This window comes from Mesorhizobium sp. WSM4308, from assembly GCF_002294905.1.
Taxonomy (GTDB): domain Bacteria; phylum Pseudomonadota; class Alphaproteobacteria; order Rhizobiales; family Rhizobiaceae; genus Mesorhizobium.
In genome coordinates this window covers 15,233-29,462 of the sequence record NZ_NSFW01000034.1, presented here as the reverse complement: position 1 = coordinate 29,462, position 14,230 = coordinate 15,233, and the positions used below count along the sequence as shown (strand labels likewise).

General features: G+C 60.6%; 12 protein-coding genes. 6 read left to right on the top strand and 6 right to left on the bottom strand.

Annotated features, from left to right (window positions below):
- The 6 genes from CK227_RS35385 to CK227_RS35360 all read left to right on the top strand — a co-directional run.
- Positions 1 to 680, top strand: a 680-nt coding sequence (locus tag CK227_RS35385) for a phosphomethylpyrimidine synthase ThiC (RefSeq protein WP_179296592.1), incomplete at its 5' end; no start/stop codon positions are given.
- Positions 677 to 1,678, top strand: a complete 1,002-nt coding sequence (thiO, locus tag CK227_RS35380; protein WP_063169415.1) for a glycine oxidase ThiO — start codon at positions 677 to 679, stop codon at positions 1,676 to 1,678. The genes CK227_RS35385 and thiO, both read left to right, overlap by 4 nt.
- The gene (thiS, locus tag CK227_RS35375) at positions 1,647 to 1,844 is read left to right on the top strand and encodes a sulfur carrier protein ThiS (RefSeq protein ID WP_024504260.1); all 198 of its coding nucleotides are present in this window, start codon (positions 1,647 to 1,649) and stop codon (positions 1,842 to 1,844) included. Before thiO ends, thiS begins: the two co-directional genes overlap by 32 nt.
- A 1-nt stretch (position 1,845) precedes the next feature.
- Positions 1,846 to 2,619: a thiazole synthase gene (locus CK227_RS35370; RefSeq protein ID WP_024504259.1), complete on the top strand. Its 774-nt coding sequence runs from the start codon at positions 1,846 to 1,848 to the stop codon at positions 2,617 to 2,619.
- Complete coding sequence (locus CK227_RS35365) at positions 2,616 to 3,221, top strand: thiamine phosphate synthase (RefSeq protein WP_063169416.1); 606 nt, start codon at positions 2,616 to 2,618, stop codon at positions 3,219 to 3,221. Before CK227_RS35370 ends, CK227_RS35365 begins: the two co-directional genes overlap by 4 nt.
- Entirely contained in the window at positions 3,212 to 4,027 is an 816-nt protein-coding gene (locus CK227_RS35360; RefSeq protein WP_063169417.1) for a hydroxymethylpyrimidine/phosphomethylpyrimidine kinase, read from the top strand. The genes CK227_RS35365 and CK227_RS35360 overlap by 10 nt, the downstream gene beginning before the upstream one ends.
- 905 nt (positions 4,028 to 4,932) lie before the next feature.
- On the opposite strand, the gene CK227_RS35355 is transcribed toward CK227_RS35360, so the two are convergent.
- From CK227_RS35355 to CK227_RS35330, 6 genes are all read right to left on the bottom strand, one after another.
- The gene (locus tag CK227_RS35355) at positions 4,933 to 5,499 is read right to left on the bottom strand and encodes a hypothetical protein (protein WP_063169418.1); all 567 of its coding nucleotides are present in this window, start codon (positions 5,497 to 5,499) and stop codon (positions 4,933 to 4,935) included.
- Between the two features lie 24 nt (positions 5,500 to 5,523).
- Positions 5,524 to 7,497, bottom strand: coding sequence for a DUF3732 domain-containing protein (locus tag CK227_RS35350; RefSeq protein WP_063169419.1), 1,974 nt, complete (start codon positions 7,495 to 7,497; stop codon positions 5,524 to 5,526).
- A complete protein-coding gene (locus CK227_RS35345) occupies positions 7,498 to 8,010 on the bottom strand; it encodes a three component ABC system middle component (RefSeq protein ID WP_063169420.1) in 513 nt (170 codons plus the stop codon).
- A complete protein-coding gene (locus CK227_RS35340) occupies positions 8,007 to 9,173 on the bottom strand; it encodes an ABC-three component system protein (RefSeq protein WP_063169421.1) in 1,167 nt (388 codons plus the stop codon). The genes CK227_RS35345 and CK227_RS35340 overlap by 4 nt, the downstream gene beginning before the upstream one ends.
- Positions 9,174 to 9,496: 323 nt before the next feature.
- Entirely contained in the window at positions 9,497 to 12,970 is a 3,474-nt protein-coding gene (locus CK227_RS35335) for an AAA family ATPase (RefSeq protein WP_063169422.1), read from the bottom strand.
- Positions 12,967 to 14,226 carry a DNA repair exonuclease gene (locus CK227_RS35330; RefSeq protein WP_063169423.1) on the bottom strand — a complete coding sequence of 420 codons (1,260 nt, stop codon included), beginning with the start codon at positions 14,224 to 14,226 and terminating at the stop codon, positions 12,967 to 12,969. The genes CK227_RS35335 and CK227_RS35330 overlap by 4 nt, the downstream gene beginning before the upstream one ends.
- Positions 14,227 to 14,230 lie beyond the last annotated feature (4 nt).

The window sequence follows — 14,230 nt, the reverse complement described above, 5'->3', positions numbered from 1 at the left end:
TGGAAACACTTGGAGAACTCACCAAGATTGCCTGGGCAAAGGACTGCCAGGTGATGATCGAAGGCCCGGGCCATGTCCCCATGCACAAGATCAAGCAGAACATGGACAAGCAGCTCGCAGTGTGCGGTGAGGCGCCGTTCTACACGTTGGGGCCGCTGACGACCGACATCGCGCCGGGCTATGACCACATCACCTCAGGGATAGGTGCCGCCATGATAGGCTGGTTCGGCACCGCAATGCTTTGCTACGTCACGCCGAAAGAGCATCTCGGCCTTCCCGACCGCAACGACGTCAAGATTGGCGTGATCACCTACAAGATAGCCGCCCATGCAGCCGATCTGGCGAAGGGCCATCCGGCAGCGAAAACCAGGGATGATGCCCTTTCGCGCGCGCGCTTCGAGTTCCGCTGGGAGGACCAGTTCAACCTGTCGCTCGACCCCGAAACCGCACGGTCCTTCCACGACCAGACCTTGCCCAAGGAGGCGCACAAGCTGGCACATTTTTGTTCGATGTGCGGGCCGAAATTCTGCTCCATGCGCATTTCCCACGACATCCGTGCCGAGGCCCAGAAGGAAGGCATGGCGGCAATGGCGGCAAAATACCGGGAGGGCGGCGATCTCTACATGCAGGCGGACGAGACTGGCGTACCGGTCGTGCCAGAGGCTCCCAAACCATCATGAGGGTGCTCGTCAAAGGGGCCGGCGTTGCCGGCCTCACCGTCGCTTTCGAACTCGCCGCCCGCGGCGCGACGGTCACCGTCGCCGAGATGCGGCATGGCCTTGGTGGCAACGCGTCGTGGTTCGCCGGCGGCATGCTGGCGCCATGGTGCGAGCGCGAAAGCGCGGAGCAGCCGGTGCTGGATCTCGGACGCGATGCTGCCGACTGGTGGGATGCGGTGCTGTCGGGTCAGGTGACACGGGCCGGGACATTGGTCGTGGCCGCGCCGCGTGATGCCGGTGAGCTTGACCGGTTCGCCAGTCGCACGTCAGGGCATCGGCGCGTCGATGAAAACGAAATTGCGCTCCTGGAACCCGACCTCGCCGGCCGCTTCCGGCGTGGATTGCTCTTCCCCGACGAGGCTCACCTCGACCCACGCCCGGCGATGGCGGCACTTCATGACAAGCTTGCGACCATGGGTGTCAAATTCCACTTCGGCTGCGACGCCCGGCCTGTTTCGGGATTCGCCCGTCAGATAGACTGCATGGGAATGGCAGCGGCCGATGACAGGCTGCGCGGTGTTCGCGGCGAAATGCTGATCCTTCGCACGCCTGATGTCTCGCTGTCGCGGCCGGTCCGTTTGCTTCATCCACGCTTTCCGCTTTATGCCGTGCCGCGCACCGATCACCGTTTCATGATCGGAGCGACGATGATTGAAAGCCAGAGCGCCGGACCGGTGACGGCGCGTTCCATGATGGAGCTGCTGGGCGCCGCCCATGCCCTCCATCCGGCCTTTGGTGAGGCCGAGATCGTTGAAACCGGTGTGGGTGTCCGTCCGGCATTTCCCGACAATTTGCCACGCGTCGAAACAGACGGTGAGATCATCGCGATCAACGGTCTTTATCGTCACGGTTTTCTCCTCGCCCCCGCCATGGCGCGCCAGGCTGCCGACCTGGTTTTCAGTCAAGACAGAACCAAGGAGCATGCTCATGAAACTGATGGTCAACGGCGAGGCGCGTGAGATTGCCGCCACCACGCTGGCCGAGTTGCTTGCCGCGCTCGACTATGAGGGCGATTGGCTCGCCACCGCCGTCAACAGCGACCTCGTGCACAAAGCCAACCGCGCGGAGTTCCAGTTGAGCGACGGCGACCGGATCGAAATCCTCTCGCCCATGCAGGGCGGCTAGCATGTTGGAGCTTTATGGAACCGAGCTTTCGTCGCGCCTGCTTCTCGGCACGGCTCAGTATCCTTCGCCGGCCATCCTTGCCGATGCAGTCAAGGCATCGGGCACGTCGGTGGTGACCGTCTCGTTGCGGCGTGAGATGGCGGGCGGTAGGGCCGGCGAACAATTCTGGTCGTTGATCCGCTCGCTGGGCGCCAGAACCCTGCCCAATACCGCCGGCTGCCTCTCCGTCAAGGAAGCCGTCACCACCGCGAAAATGGCGCGCGAGGTCTTCGGCACCAACTGGATCAAGCTCGAAGTGATCGGCAATCACGACACGCTACAGCCGGATGTGTTCGGTCTGGTTGAAGCCGCCCGCATCCTGTGCGAGGACGGCTTTGCGGTATTCCCCTATACCACCGACGATCTCGTTGTCGCCGAGCGGCTGCTGGAAGCGGGCTGCAAGGTCCTGATGCCGTGGTGCGCACCGATCGGTTCCGCCTTGGGACCGGTCAACATGACGGCGCTGCGCTCGATGCGCGGATATTTCCCTGGCGTCCCGCTGATTGTGGATGCGGGGCTCGGACGGCCGTCGCACGCGGCCACCGTCATGGAACTCGGCTTTGACGCCGTGCTCCTGAACACAGCGGTCGCCAAGGCGGCAGATCCGGTCGGCATGGCGCGTGCTTTCGGTAAGGCGGTCGACGCCGGTCGTGAGGCGTTCAGTTCGGGAATGCTCGAACCGCGCGACGTCGCCGTGCCATCGACACCGATGGTCGGCAGGGCCGTTTTTTCATGAAGCTCGATCCCTTCTACCTGATCGTCGACAGCGCCGCCTGGATCGAAAGGTTGGCGCCGCTCGGCGTCAAGCTGATTCAGCTTCGCATCAAAACCATGGATGAAACCGGGCTGCGCGCGGAGATCCGCAAGTCGAAGGCCTGGTGTGTCCAACACAAAAGCCAGCTCATCATCAATGATTATTGGCGCCTGGCAATCGAGGAAGGCTGCGATTTCGTGCATCTGGGCCAGGAGGATTTGCAAACGGCCGACCTCTCGAGGATACGGGCAGCGGGCGTCAGGCTCGGATTGAGCACGCATGATCATGTCGAGCTGGAAACGGCCATGTTTGCCGAGCCCGACTATGTCGCGCTCGGTCCGATCTATCCCACCACTTTGAAGAAAATGAAGTGGGCACCGCAAGGGCTAGAGCGGATCAGCGAGTGGAAGCGGCGGGTGGCGCCGATCCCATTGGTCGCCATCGGCGGCCTCAACCCCGACCGCCTCGACGGCGTCTTTGAGGCCGGCGCCAACAGCGCCGCAGTGGTCACGGACATCACGTTGAGCTTCGACCCCGAAGCGCGCACGCGAGAATGGATCGAAAAGACGGACCGATGGCGATGAGACGAGAACCGCATGTGCTTGTCGTTGGCGGATCAGATTCCAGCGGGGGTGCTGGAATAGCACGCGACATCGAGACGATCTCTGCCGTTGGCGTGCGCACCTGTCTCGCCGTCACAGCGCTAACGGTGCAAACGCACGACGCCGTGATCGAAATCCATCATTCGCCACCCAGCATGGTGGCCAATCAGATGTGTGCCGCGCTACAGGCCAACGACGTAGCCACAATCAAGATCGGCATGCTGGCGACTGCCAAGATCATTGTTGCCGTTGCCGCAGTGCTGCGCAAATTTCCGCAAGTGCCGGCAGTACTCGACCCTGTGCTGGCCTCCACCTCAGGCCGCGCACTTCTGGAAGCAGGCGCTATCGCTGCCATGAAGCGCGATTTGATGCCGCTTTGCTGCATTGTCACGCCCAACCTTCCTGAACTGGCGCTCCTTACTGGTTCCGAACCGGCTTCGGATGAGGACGGTGCGCTCCAACAAGGACAAAGACTGCAGGCCGTCGGCCCTCAGGCCCTGCTGATCAAGGGTGGGCACGCGTCGGGTCCCCGATCGGCCGATATTCTGTTACGCTCCGATCATGAACCCATCCACTTCGACACGCCGCGCCTTGCTATATCGATGCGCGGAACAGGTTGCATGCTGGCCAGCGCGATTGCGGCGCATCTGGCGAAGGCGAAGTCGCTCGAAGATAGCGTGCGCGAAGGCAAGCTGTTTGTGTTCGAGAAGCTTCAGAAATGCCGGCTGAATAATCACAACGTTCTGCGTCCAGCCAAGCAGACCCATTTTCCAGAATTTTTCCAGTAGCGAGACTGGAGGGCTACTGCTTCTCTATGCCATCCTTACAACGCGTTGAGTTCCACTGTGCCGTCCAGAATTATCTGTCGTTGTCCAGAATTAAGCCGGGCTTAGAACTGAAACGAACCCGCCGAAAGGTACGAGCGGCCCTCACTCGATAAGGGTTACCAAACCTATTCCTGTGGGCTACCAATCCGCGTGGTGGGTGGCCTTAGGTTACCAATCAGTGTGGCGTCCGGAATTATCTGCCTCTCTCCGGAATTAAGCCGAGATTAGAAGATCGGTGCGGTATTGCGCCCGGTCAAACCGTGTCGATTTGCGGCGTAGCCGACGTGTCTCACGCTTGGCGGCGTCGCACGCTGGTCCCGATTGTCGCCCGAATATCTGCCTACCGGCGACAGTGAATGCGCCAAGCTAGACCTTCGTCGATAGGGCGGCTCCGGTTTACCAATCCTGTCGTCCTAGGTTGACCAATCCGTTGTCGACCGTGAGCGGGTTTACCAATAAGGGCGGCTATATTCTGCGCAAACCCAATCACCTGATGCCAATCCAGAATTAATCGTCATTAAGGGCATTGGTAAACTCAGTCTGAAACCCCACCCTTAGCCAGAAAACTCTCCTGTTTTCAATCGCATAGCCCGCCCGCCAGCAACCGATAATTCGGGACCGGTAAACCCGTGAAAGGCCCAATAATTCCGGACGTCACACCAGTCTGCCCTTTTATGCGACTTTTCGAGCACAGACCGGGAACATCTGACCGTTTCCATTCATCGCCCAAGGCCGGTTTAGCGCTGGAAAAGCCAAAGTGCGGGAGTAAGAATGGCCGCAACGGGGCCGGAAGCCGTCGGTCAGCTTTCGGGGAGTGATCCCGGTAAGTTCGCAACTCATTCGCTTCTTTTCTGCAGTCCCCGCCATTACGAGTTGGCGGTGTCGGTCGCCGAGGGGATCAACGCCATTACTGCGGCTAGTTCGGCCCTCCGGACGAGGAATGGCATGCGCGTCGTCCCATAGTGCTTGGCAAGATGGAAGCGGTGCATGCCTCCTACGATGTGAACTTGGCCTTGGTACTCGCCGAGCAAAGGCGGTGTGACACCGCGGCCATGCAGCCATCGGTAGGCGATCCCACAGCTCTTGCTCTTGTAACGTTGATGCCAAGGACCCTTGTCCCTGCTGGCGGCGTAGGTAAGCCTGCCGCCAACGTCAGTGACATCAGCGTCGATAAGAATGAAATCCGTCGAAGCGTGGTCGCTGGGATCATCGCCGTCGAACGCGAGATAGAAGTTTGCAGGATCGCAGTCCCATATCGCAGTCAGTGCAACCGGAATGTTCTTTCTTCCTTTGCACCAGATGTCGACCTTGCGTTTCTCCTGAGCGCGGGCGACCTCGAAGGCTTCGTCTAGTTTTCCTTCCGCGACATCCATGGCTGTGATGACGTTCAAGCCAAGGGCCGTCAGACGGTTGATCTCGTCCACGTTCGCCATGCCTTCTCCTCTGGCAGCAGATTATTATCCACCGTTGGAAGATGCGGCGGCAATCCAAGCCTGAGGCACGAGGGCCTGTCCACGCCATTCCTCAATCAACTTGACTCCGGGAAGCTTGCCCCAGACGTCCTCATCTGCATGATCCAGCACGATGATCTGGAGGCGACCTTTCGCGGCCATGACCTCAGCGCCTAGGAGCGCAAAGACCTTCCTGACGGCGACCACGTCCTGATCCCTCCACGCGATGAGGTCGGGGCCCTCGTCGCCCGCCGCCCGCTTAGGAAAATAGACTTGGCTAGGTTGGTCGAAGATCAGCTGACCAGGGACTGGGTGATGAGGTTCGGCCAGGAAGTAGTGCTGCAGCGCAAGCATTAGTGCGACGTGATACGCGAGCCAATTGGCGCCGCTGCCAATCTCCCACAGGTAGTCCTCACGCGTTCCCCTAGTCACCTTGACGGTCAGGTCTTCAATCAACAGCCTAATCGGGGCCTCGGGCCACTCCGCGTCAAGCTGCGGAATCAGCCGATTGGCATGATGGGAGACTTGGTGCAACGCGTTGAATAGCTTGCGCTGGATGTCGGCCTCGGAGATCGTCTTTTGCAGCGTTGCAATATCGGCCTGCAGCGAGGTGAGTTCCTGCCGCAAATCCGACGACTGGTCGGCGCGGTCGTAGACGTGCAACGCCTGCTCCAATCGACCGAGGAAGCGCTCAAGCCTATCGAAGCGATTGGCCTCGTCTCGGGCGACGTCAGAGTCCCGTTCCAGCACCGCTATCTCGCTACGGACATCGTTCAACTCAGATAGGACCGCTTCAGCGGCGCCGCGCTGGCGCAGGATTTCCTTGTCAAGCGTGTTAGACATCGCAGGGTGGGTCCGCAGTCGGATCTCCAGACCGCCGAGGTTGTCGCAAAGGGCCAAGACCTTCTCGCGGCCGCCGTCCCCGAGTGCGACCAACGGATCGGCGAACTCGTCGGCCAAGTCCCTCAGCCACGTGGAAAGGTCCAAGCGGTCACGTTGGATGCGCATGGCGTCGCCGTACGCCTCGCTGCTCTCCACCAGACGGCGCAGTTCGTTCAGGCGCTGACGATGCTCGGTAAGTCGCGCGGCGATTTCAGTTTCCGACGCACGAAGGGTTTCCAGACGCGTCAGCACCACATCGATGCCGGCCAGGCTTGGTCGAGCAAGACTTGAGTTGCTGTTCGACACGCGCCGAAGCAGGTCAACAACGTCACTCCAGTCCTTCGGCACTTCAGTGGAGGAATCGACTAGGCCAAGTTCGACTGCCTGACGCAGCCACGCCTCCGCCTCCGCCCGCCAAGCGCCAGTTGCCGACACGATCGCGCGTAGCTCAGCCTCCTTCCGGCGGAGGTTGCGCTGGAGCCGATCGATCTCAAACCGCGCCTGGAGAATCTTTGCCGTGACCGCGCCCAGAACGTACGGGAAGATGGTCTTTAGCTTCTCCCGGTGTTCCGTCGTATCGGCCTTGAAAAACATCACGTCGGGATTGGCGATCACGTTCTGAGGTTGGAACGTGAAGGCCATGAGGTCGCGGAAGCTTGGCCTTTGCTTGAATCCATTCTCTGTACCTGGTTCGAAGTCGAGGTCAGTCAGTCCTGCCAGGCGGTTCATCGCGCGCTTGACCGTGTCGACATTGGTGGTCTTGTCGGTGATCGTCTCCGGAATTTCGACCTGTGCGCCCTCCAGCAGCACCATGTCGCCTGTGCTCTGTTGGTCCCCCGGTTCGCGTCGCGCCAAGAGCTTTTCGCCCTCCAGCGTCTCGATCAGAATGCCGAACCAGCTGCAGTTCTCGCGGATTACGCCCACCGGAATCGCGCATTTCTCCGAGCCCAGACAGTAATCAACAATAGGGATAACGGCGGACTTCCCGGTCTTCGACGCGCCGCTGATGACGTTGACGACACCGGGCTCGAACTTGACGACCCGCGGCGCTGCACCATTGCGGGGCCAAAGGATCAGTTTTCGAAGCTGGAAATACATCTAGAACTCCACCCGTAACAGGTTGGCCACCTGCGCGGTCCCCAGGTTCGAAAACCAGAAACCCAATTTCTCCGAGGCAGGTCCGAGGTGCTTGACGCGCTCTGGAAGGACGAGCCTCCTCGGTTTCGGTTCTGGTACGTTTGCTCTTAAAGTAGCATCCTTGTAATCCACGGACAGCAGCCGCCCGCTCACACCGACAGCGGCCGATTGCAATGTCAGAGTACGCAGCAGCAGCGCTCGCTCGTGGACGGCGAGGAGTTGTTCCCGTTCCTTCCCGAGCTTGGCCGCGAAGAGCGCCAGTCCAGAGGGTCGGTTTGTCGAAGTCACGATTTCGAGCGTTGCGCGATGCAGGACGATTGGCAGCACGAGAAACGCCAAGGCGAACGGCGCTGGACGTTCGTCCTCAGCCTGGAAACCTTGGCCAAATTGCCACAATGCGAAAGCCCCAAGTCCTGGATTCTGGACAAGGGCGAGGTCGCTGAGCGGTAGGTGCGATCGGCCAGCCTCAATCAAGTCGCTGGCTCCAAAAGAGTCTGGTAGTCGGGATGCCAGCCGAGGCGCAGGCCGTGGGCAAGGGCGTTGAATGATCCGTGGACGAAATGACCGGGGACGACTCGACCATCGAGTGGAGGCTGCAACTGCGCGCAGCGCCTGTAAACTATTCTACCACGAACCGTTGCGGGGTGTCCGGCCTGTATGTCGTGCACCTCTGCACTGACGTGCTCATAGCGACCGACAAGATCATCGTCCCAGTCACTTAGGTTCTTCTCAAAGATTAGCCCGCTTTCGCCCCAGATCGAGATGTCGGCGAGCGTCCTAAGGTAATCGCTAACAGCCCGGACGCACGCTTCGTCTCCCACCTCGATCAGCTCGAGTTGGCGGACGAAGGCGGGACGGTCGGCGATCAATTGTTCGATGGCCTCGACAGGCGGTTGCTTGGTGAAAGACGACAGCAGCCCTGGAAGGTTGTTCTTCTGAACAAATGCTCTTTGCTCGGCCTGAAACGCGTCCACGTCCAAGATGGCGGGCTTGCCAGCTCTAATCAGCCTGTCCGCCGCCTCCTTCGCAGCGCCGATCGCGCGTTCGCACACTAGGTCGATGATGAGCGGAGAGACCGTCGGCTTGAAGATCGCGCGTATCGGATCGACGGGATCTGCATCGACGCTGATAACGGCGAGATTCTTGACCAAGGCGGCGCAATGAGCCGCATCAGCGTTCAGGAAAGCTTGGACGTCGGCGTCGCATGCCGGTGCAGCTTTCAGCTTGCTGTGGGCTTTGGCGAGGTTAGCGACCAGCGCCTCCACGTCGGCATCTGTTTTCGCGTCGTTCAGCGCGATCGCGAAGGCACCCGCCTTCACCGGTGTGACATATAGCCGGAAATGGCTGGTCGCCGGGTCGATCTCTCCCGCCGCCATGAAGCTGAGCCAGTTGGCCAGAGACTTCCACAGGTCCGCAGCCCAGTCGGATATCGGATTTTGCTTCAGTGCGCTCTTGCTTTGCTCAAGAACGACTTCGCCGCCGACCAGGTGAACCGCCACATCGTCTAAATGTTCAAGAGAGACCAAGGCGCCGCTAGGCGCGTTGAGCAGGTGAAAGCAAAGGCGTACAGGTTGAAGCGCATAGCCGAGGTATTGGCCAGCGGCGCTGTGTTTTCCCGTTTGCGTCTTCGCGTTCATTGCCCATCCCGTTCTCCCGAGTCGCACCGGAAGAAGCCAGTAACGATATTGGTATAGTTCGCCGTTGTTTACAATTGGCGCCCCGGCGATAGGACGGCTAGGCGCGATACAATTGCTGTTTAGGGCCAGCTCTCGAAGTCCAGATTCGGCAGGACAATGAATTTGCAGGACGTCCATTATGGGCACATCGGGGCCGTCTATGGCTCGGGCGATATGTCCGCTTTTGGACGAACGCGAAGTTTGCCGGAACGTCTGACTTTGGGCGCATACTTGCCGTCAAATTCGGCGTCCTTCACTGGTTCGTTCACGTATTCCGGAGAAAATTACTGTGCGAGTTGATGGATCCTCGTTCCCGGTACGACAGCCTCAGCTATTTCACATAGATGCTTATGGTGCGTCAGGTAGATGACCTGACCTGTGTTTGCCATCGCTCCGAACAGCCTGAAAACCTCCTCCGAGCGAATATGGTCGAACGTCTCCATGATGTCGTCGGCGACGAATGGGACCGAGGGCCGAAATTGCGCGAACTCGTAATAACCGGCGAGTCTTAGGGCAAGGTACAGCTGAAATCGTGCACCCTTTGAAAGCGCTTCGGTGACCTTGGATTGCCCGTCACCCTGCACAGCAATGAGAACCTCACCACCTCTTACAGGCTGGGTTGTCAGCCCCGAATACTGGCCACGCGTCATTAGCTTGAACGCGTCTGATGCGCGCGCCATCATGCCGGAGCGATGGCTCTCACGGTAGATCCGCAAAGCATTGCCAGCCGACATGATGCCAAGCTTCAGCTCTATGTAGCGAACGGCCTTCTCCTCGATTTCCAGCAGGGTTGTGCGCCGTTCAGCATCCAGGCGTGCAACCGCACTATCACCGCCGATGGCGTCCAGCTTGTCGGCCGCGCGCGTCTGCCGGATCAGCTGTTGCTGGATGGTTTCATCGAACAGGCGAAGCCGCTGCTCACCCTCAGCCTTCTCGACCGCGAGGCCGTCGAAATCGATCGCGTCCAGGATCGAGCGGGCCTGCTCGAATCCGTCGACCGCGAGCTCCGCCACTATCCGTTCCTCAAGTTCGGCGACGGTGGTGCGCAAGCCATCGCGCTCACGCAACAGCTCATCGCGTTCGACTACCTCGGGCAGAGTGGCGACACCAAAGACGCCCAGCACCTCGTTCTTGCGGCGTTCGTGTGCCAAAATCTCAGTGTCGAGGATGTCGCGCGCCTCCTTGAGGCGCTTCAGGTCGTTGCCGAGGCTTGCCTTCGTTTCACGTGTCCGCTCGGCACGCTCTAGGCGCTCGGCAAGGCGGATGGCCAACTGCTCCGGGTCGGTATCCTTCGTCGGCTCGTCGGCTTCAACCGCAACGGCGATGACCTCGACCAGAAAATTGGCCCTGTCGGCCTCCATCTTGTCGATACGCAGCTGCAGGTCGTCCCGTTCCTGCAGGCTTCTTGAAAGTTCGGCCAATTGATCGAGCACAGTGCCGACGCCGGATGCGGAGAGCCCGCTTTCGAGCCAAGTTCCCTTGAGTGCTTCGGTAATGCCGGCCAGCCATTCCTCCTCGCGACGCTCCGCCACACCTACTGCAACCCGTCGTGCCGCTAGATCCTCTTCTTTGGAGCTCACCATTCTGAGCGCCTCGGCATACTCGGCGTCCACCTTGCGCTGCCGATCCAGAAACGGCTCCGCGATGGCCATGATTGCTTCGAGGGTGTCGTTGGACTCTGATACAATGCCGACGCTTCCCAGCACTGCTCTCATTTCCAAGCGTATCTGCTCGCCGGCGTCAGCGGCTCGCTCGGCCTTCAAGCGAGCAAGTTCGATCTGCTCCCAGGCAGCGAGCGCATCGCTGCGCGCCTCGATCTGATCCTCGATCCTTTCGATCAGGCGCTCAGACGAAGGTTCCACGGCGTCTCCGAGCAGGTCCCTGGCGGCCGCGCGGATTTCCAACAATTGGGTATCCACATCCTTGCCGAGCTGTGTGCGTTGGATGCCGTTGCGTGACAGGTTGGCCGCGGCCTCGGCCAGCTCGCGCGTAGTTGCCCGGATCTCAGCCAGATCCGCCGCGCCGGCCAGCCGGCCTGCGCTGGCAATGTCATCGCGCGCCAATGCCACGGCGAAGTCGTCAGCGGTGTCACCGGTCAGCGCTGCGCGGTGCGTTGCCCACGCATCATCGCGAACTCGGCGGATGGCGGTAGCCGCTTCATCGTCGACAATGTCGCCCGAGGCACGAAGGGCATCCAATCGTGCGGCGAGCATGGCATGGTTGCCCTCGTATTCAGCAAGGCGTTCGGCAAGTACGGCGGTGTTCCTTGCCAGTTCTGACGCTACCGTCTTCCAGGCGGCAATCTGCCCGGCGCTCGGAACCGCGACGTTGGCGAGAGCGAGGGCATCTCCGTTCCATGGACGCAAGCGCGCGAGCGCCGCCTTCCATCGGATTGTTCCCGCATCTTCCGCCTCGCGAGCCGTCCTAATCTCTGCCTGGTGTCCGCTTGCTCGCGCTTTCGACAAAGCCGAGCCCAGCCTTGCCCTGGCAGGTTCGGGCACCGCCCTTTCCTCGCCGACCCGCTGCCTTGCCACCTGCAGCGCATCGAGTGCCGCCGCGGCTTCGTCGCGAGCGGCACGCATCCCGGTAGCAATCCCGGACCTCTGCTCGACCATGGCGCGAACGACGCCAACGGTGACGGCAGGCAGAAGCAGCGCGCCAGGATCCGCCTCGGAAGATCGGCCCAAGGCGGCAAGGCAGCTCGCCACGCTGTTGTTGAGGATTTGCAGCTCCATCCTGCGAGTGGGCAAGTCAAAGCCAGCCGCGGTATGGCGCACCTTGCTCTCCGCCAGCCCGCGAATGCGTTCGGAAATCGACAGGATCGGTTCGTCCTCGTCGACCGCAGTGACTTTTTCCGCCAGGCGCTCGGTCTCGTCGATGTTTGCGGACAGCCGCGTTCTGAGGCTGGCATCGTCATCGATCAGTTCGGTGACACTTCCCGTCGATGTCCGGGCTGGGGAGGCGATGTCCGGCAGCTGATCCAGCCGGGCAATCTTGCGCCGGATATCCGCCAGCATCGGCGCAGCACGCACGTAACGAGCAAAGGTATCCAGCCTGGCCACCAGCACCGCCCGATCGCTGATGGTTCGGCCGTACTGCTGCGCTGCATCGAGACGTTCGGCCTCCAGGCCCTCGTAGGTTGATGCAAGGGTGTCGATCGCATCCCTGCGCGACTTTACGTCAACAAGGCGCTTCTTCAACAGCGCCAGTTCGGTTCCATGCGCCTGCTTCCGATACAGAGCGTCTGCTTCGGCCTCGAGGGCGTTCAACGTATCACTTGCGTTCCCAAGACCGGCGCTGGCCGTGAACAGAAGCTTGCCGAGGTCGCCCCGCGACTCCAGGATAGATTTTCCGCCGGCTTCCAACGTCTCGTCATCGAGTGAGAACATCGTCGTGTAGGCGTCGCGCGACAGACCGGCGAGATGCGCCGTGATCGCCACCTCGCTTACCGGTTGGCCCGTCGCATTCAATAGCGAATTACTGCGCTGTTTCGTACGCGTGAACGTGTGTTCGGAGCCGGCCAGTTCCAGCACCCCGCCGATGCGCATGGCACTGTACTCGTGCAGGAAGTTGTAGCGGCTCCGTTCCTCGATGCCGAACAGCAAGTCTAGATAGGCCGAAAGCGCAGTCGATTTGCCGGCCTCATTCAGGCCAAACACGATATGCAGATCAGGTCCGGATTCCGGTTTGGGTCCGAAGTCGATCGAACGATCGGTGAACTTTCCATAACGAATGAGGTCAAGGCGCCGCAACCTCATGACGATCCACCGGCCTTAAGGCGGGCAGTCACCAAGTCCGCGCCCTTGGAAAGCACCTGATCGAGGAACTGTTCCAGCCCGGCTTCGTCCGTCCCAGCAAAATCCCGCCCGTCGGCCGGAAGGTCGGCGACCATCTTTTGGACGAACGCCCTCGCCTCAGCGCGGAAGGCCTCCGAGGTGGCATCGGCACGCATTGATTGCTCGAGTTCGAAAATCGGATCAGCAATATCCTCGGCGGTCTCCGTCCGAGGCGGCGCGAGGTCAAGCTCGAGCTTCTCCACCCACGTATGGCCTAGCTGTTCCGCAGCCTGTTCGGCTTCGGCAAGAAGGAGGTCCCTGTCGCGGATCAGCGCCCACATCAGTGGTGACGTTCCTGTCAGGCCAATGCGAGCCACAGCATGACGCGATCGGACGGTTGCCCGCATCTCTTCGAGTGCGAAGCGAACACGCGCGACGGCCTCGGGCCACTCCACCGCTCCGGTAAGGTCGACGCTCACCCGTTCGAACTGCGCAACGCTGGTCAGCCGTTCCTCGATCTCCACCGAACGGTCGTGGCGCACCGTCACCAGGGTGACTGATTTCTCACCGGCCTCGTTGATATCCCTCCCCTGCGGTATTCCCGGCATCACCACGGCACTGGCGCCAGGATGGACTTGGCGAGCATGGATGTGGCCGAGGGCCCAATAGTCGAAACCGTGGGCGTGCAAGTCAGCGATGCTGCAGGGCGCGTAAACGTCGTGACCTGGCGATCCAGCCAGACTGGTATGCATGATGCCTATGTTGACGGCCCCTTCACGAGCCGCCGGATATTTGGTTAACAGGCTGTCCGGCGCCTTAGGGTTCGCAAAGCTCAAACCATGGAATACGACGTCCAGACCGCCGGCTGTCTGCAATACCGACTGAGCACGACCACCAAAGATGGTAACGGTGTCGGGAAATACCAGCTGTTTGGAAATCCGCGACAGGGCGTCATGATTACCGCGGATCTTGAAAACCATGATGCCGGCCTGGTGCAGGCGTGTCATCTGCGCGCCCAAGAACCGCGCTGTCTTCATTGAAGTCTGGTCGCCATCGTATAGGTCGCCAGCAATGACCAACGCGGCCACACGTTCCTCAAGGCAGAGATCCACTATCGAAACGAATGCCTGGCGGCTGGCGTCGCCCACCAGCCCGGCAAGATCGGGATTTCGCATCGCCAGCGAACGAAGCGGCGAGTCGAGATGAATATCGGCCGTGTGTACGAATCGAAATGCCATTCGG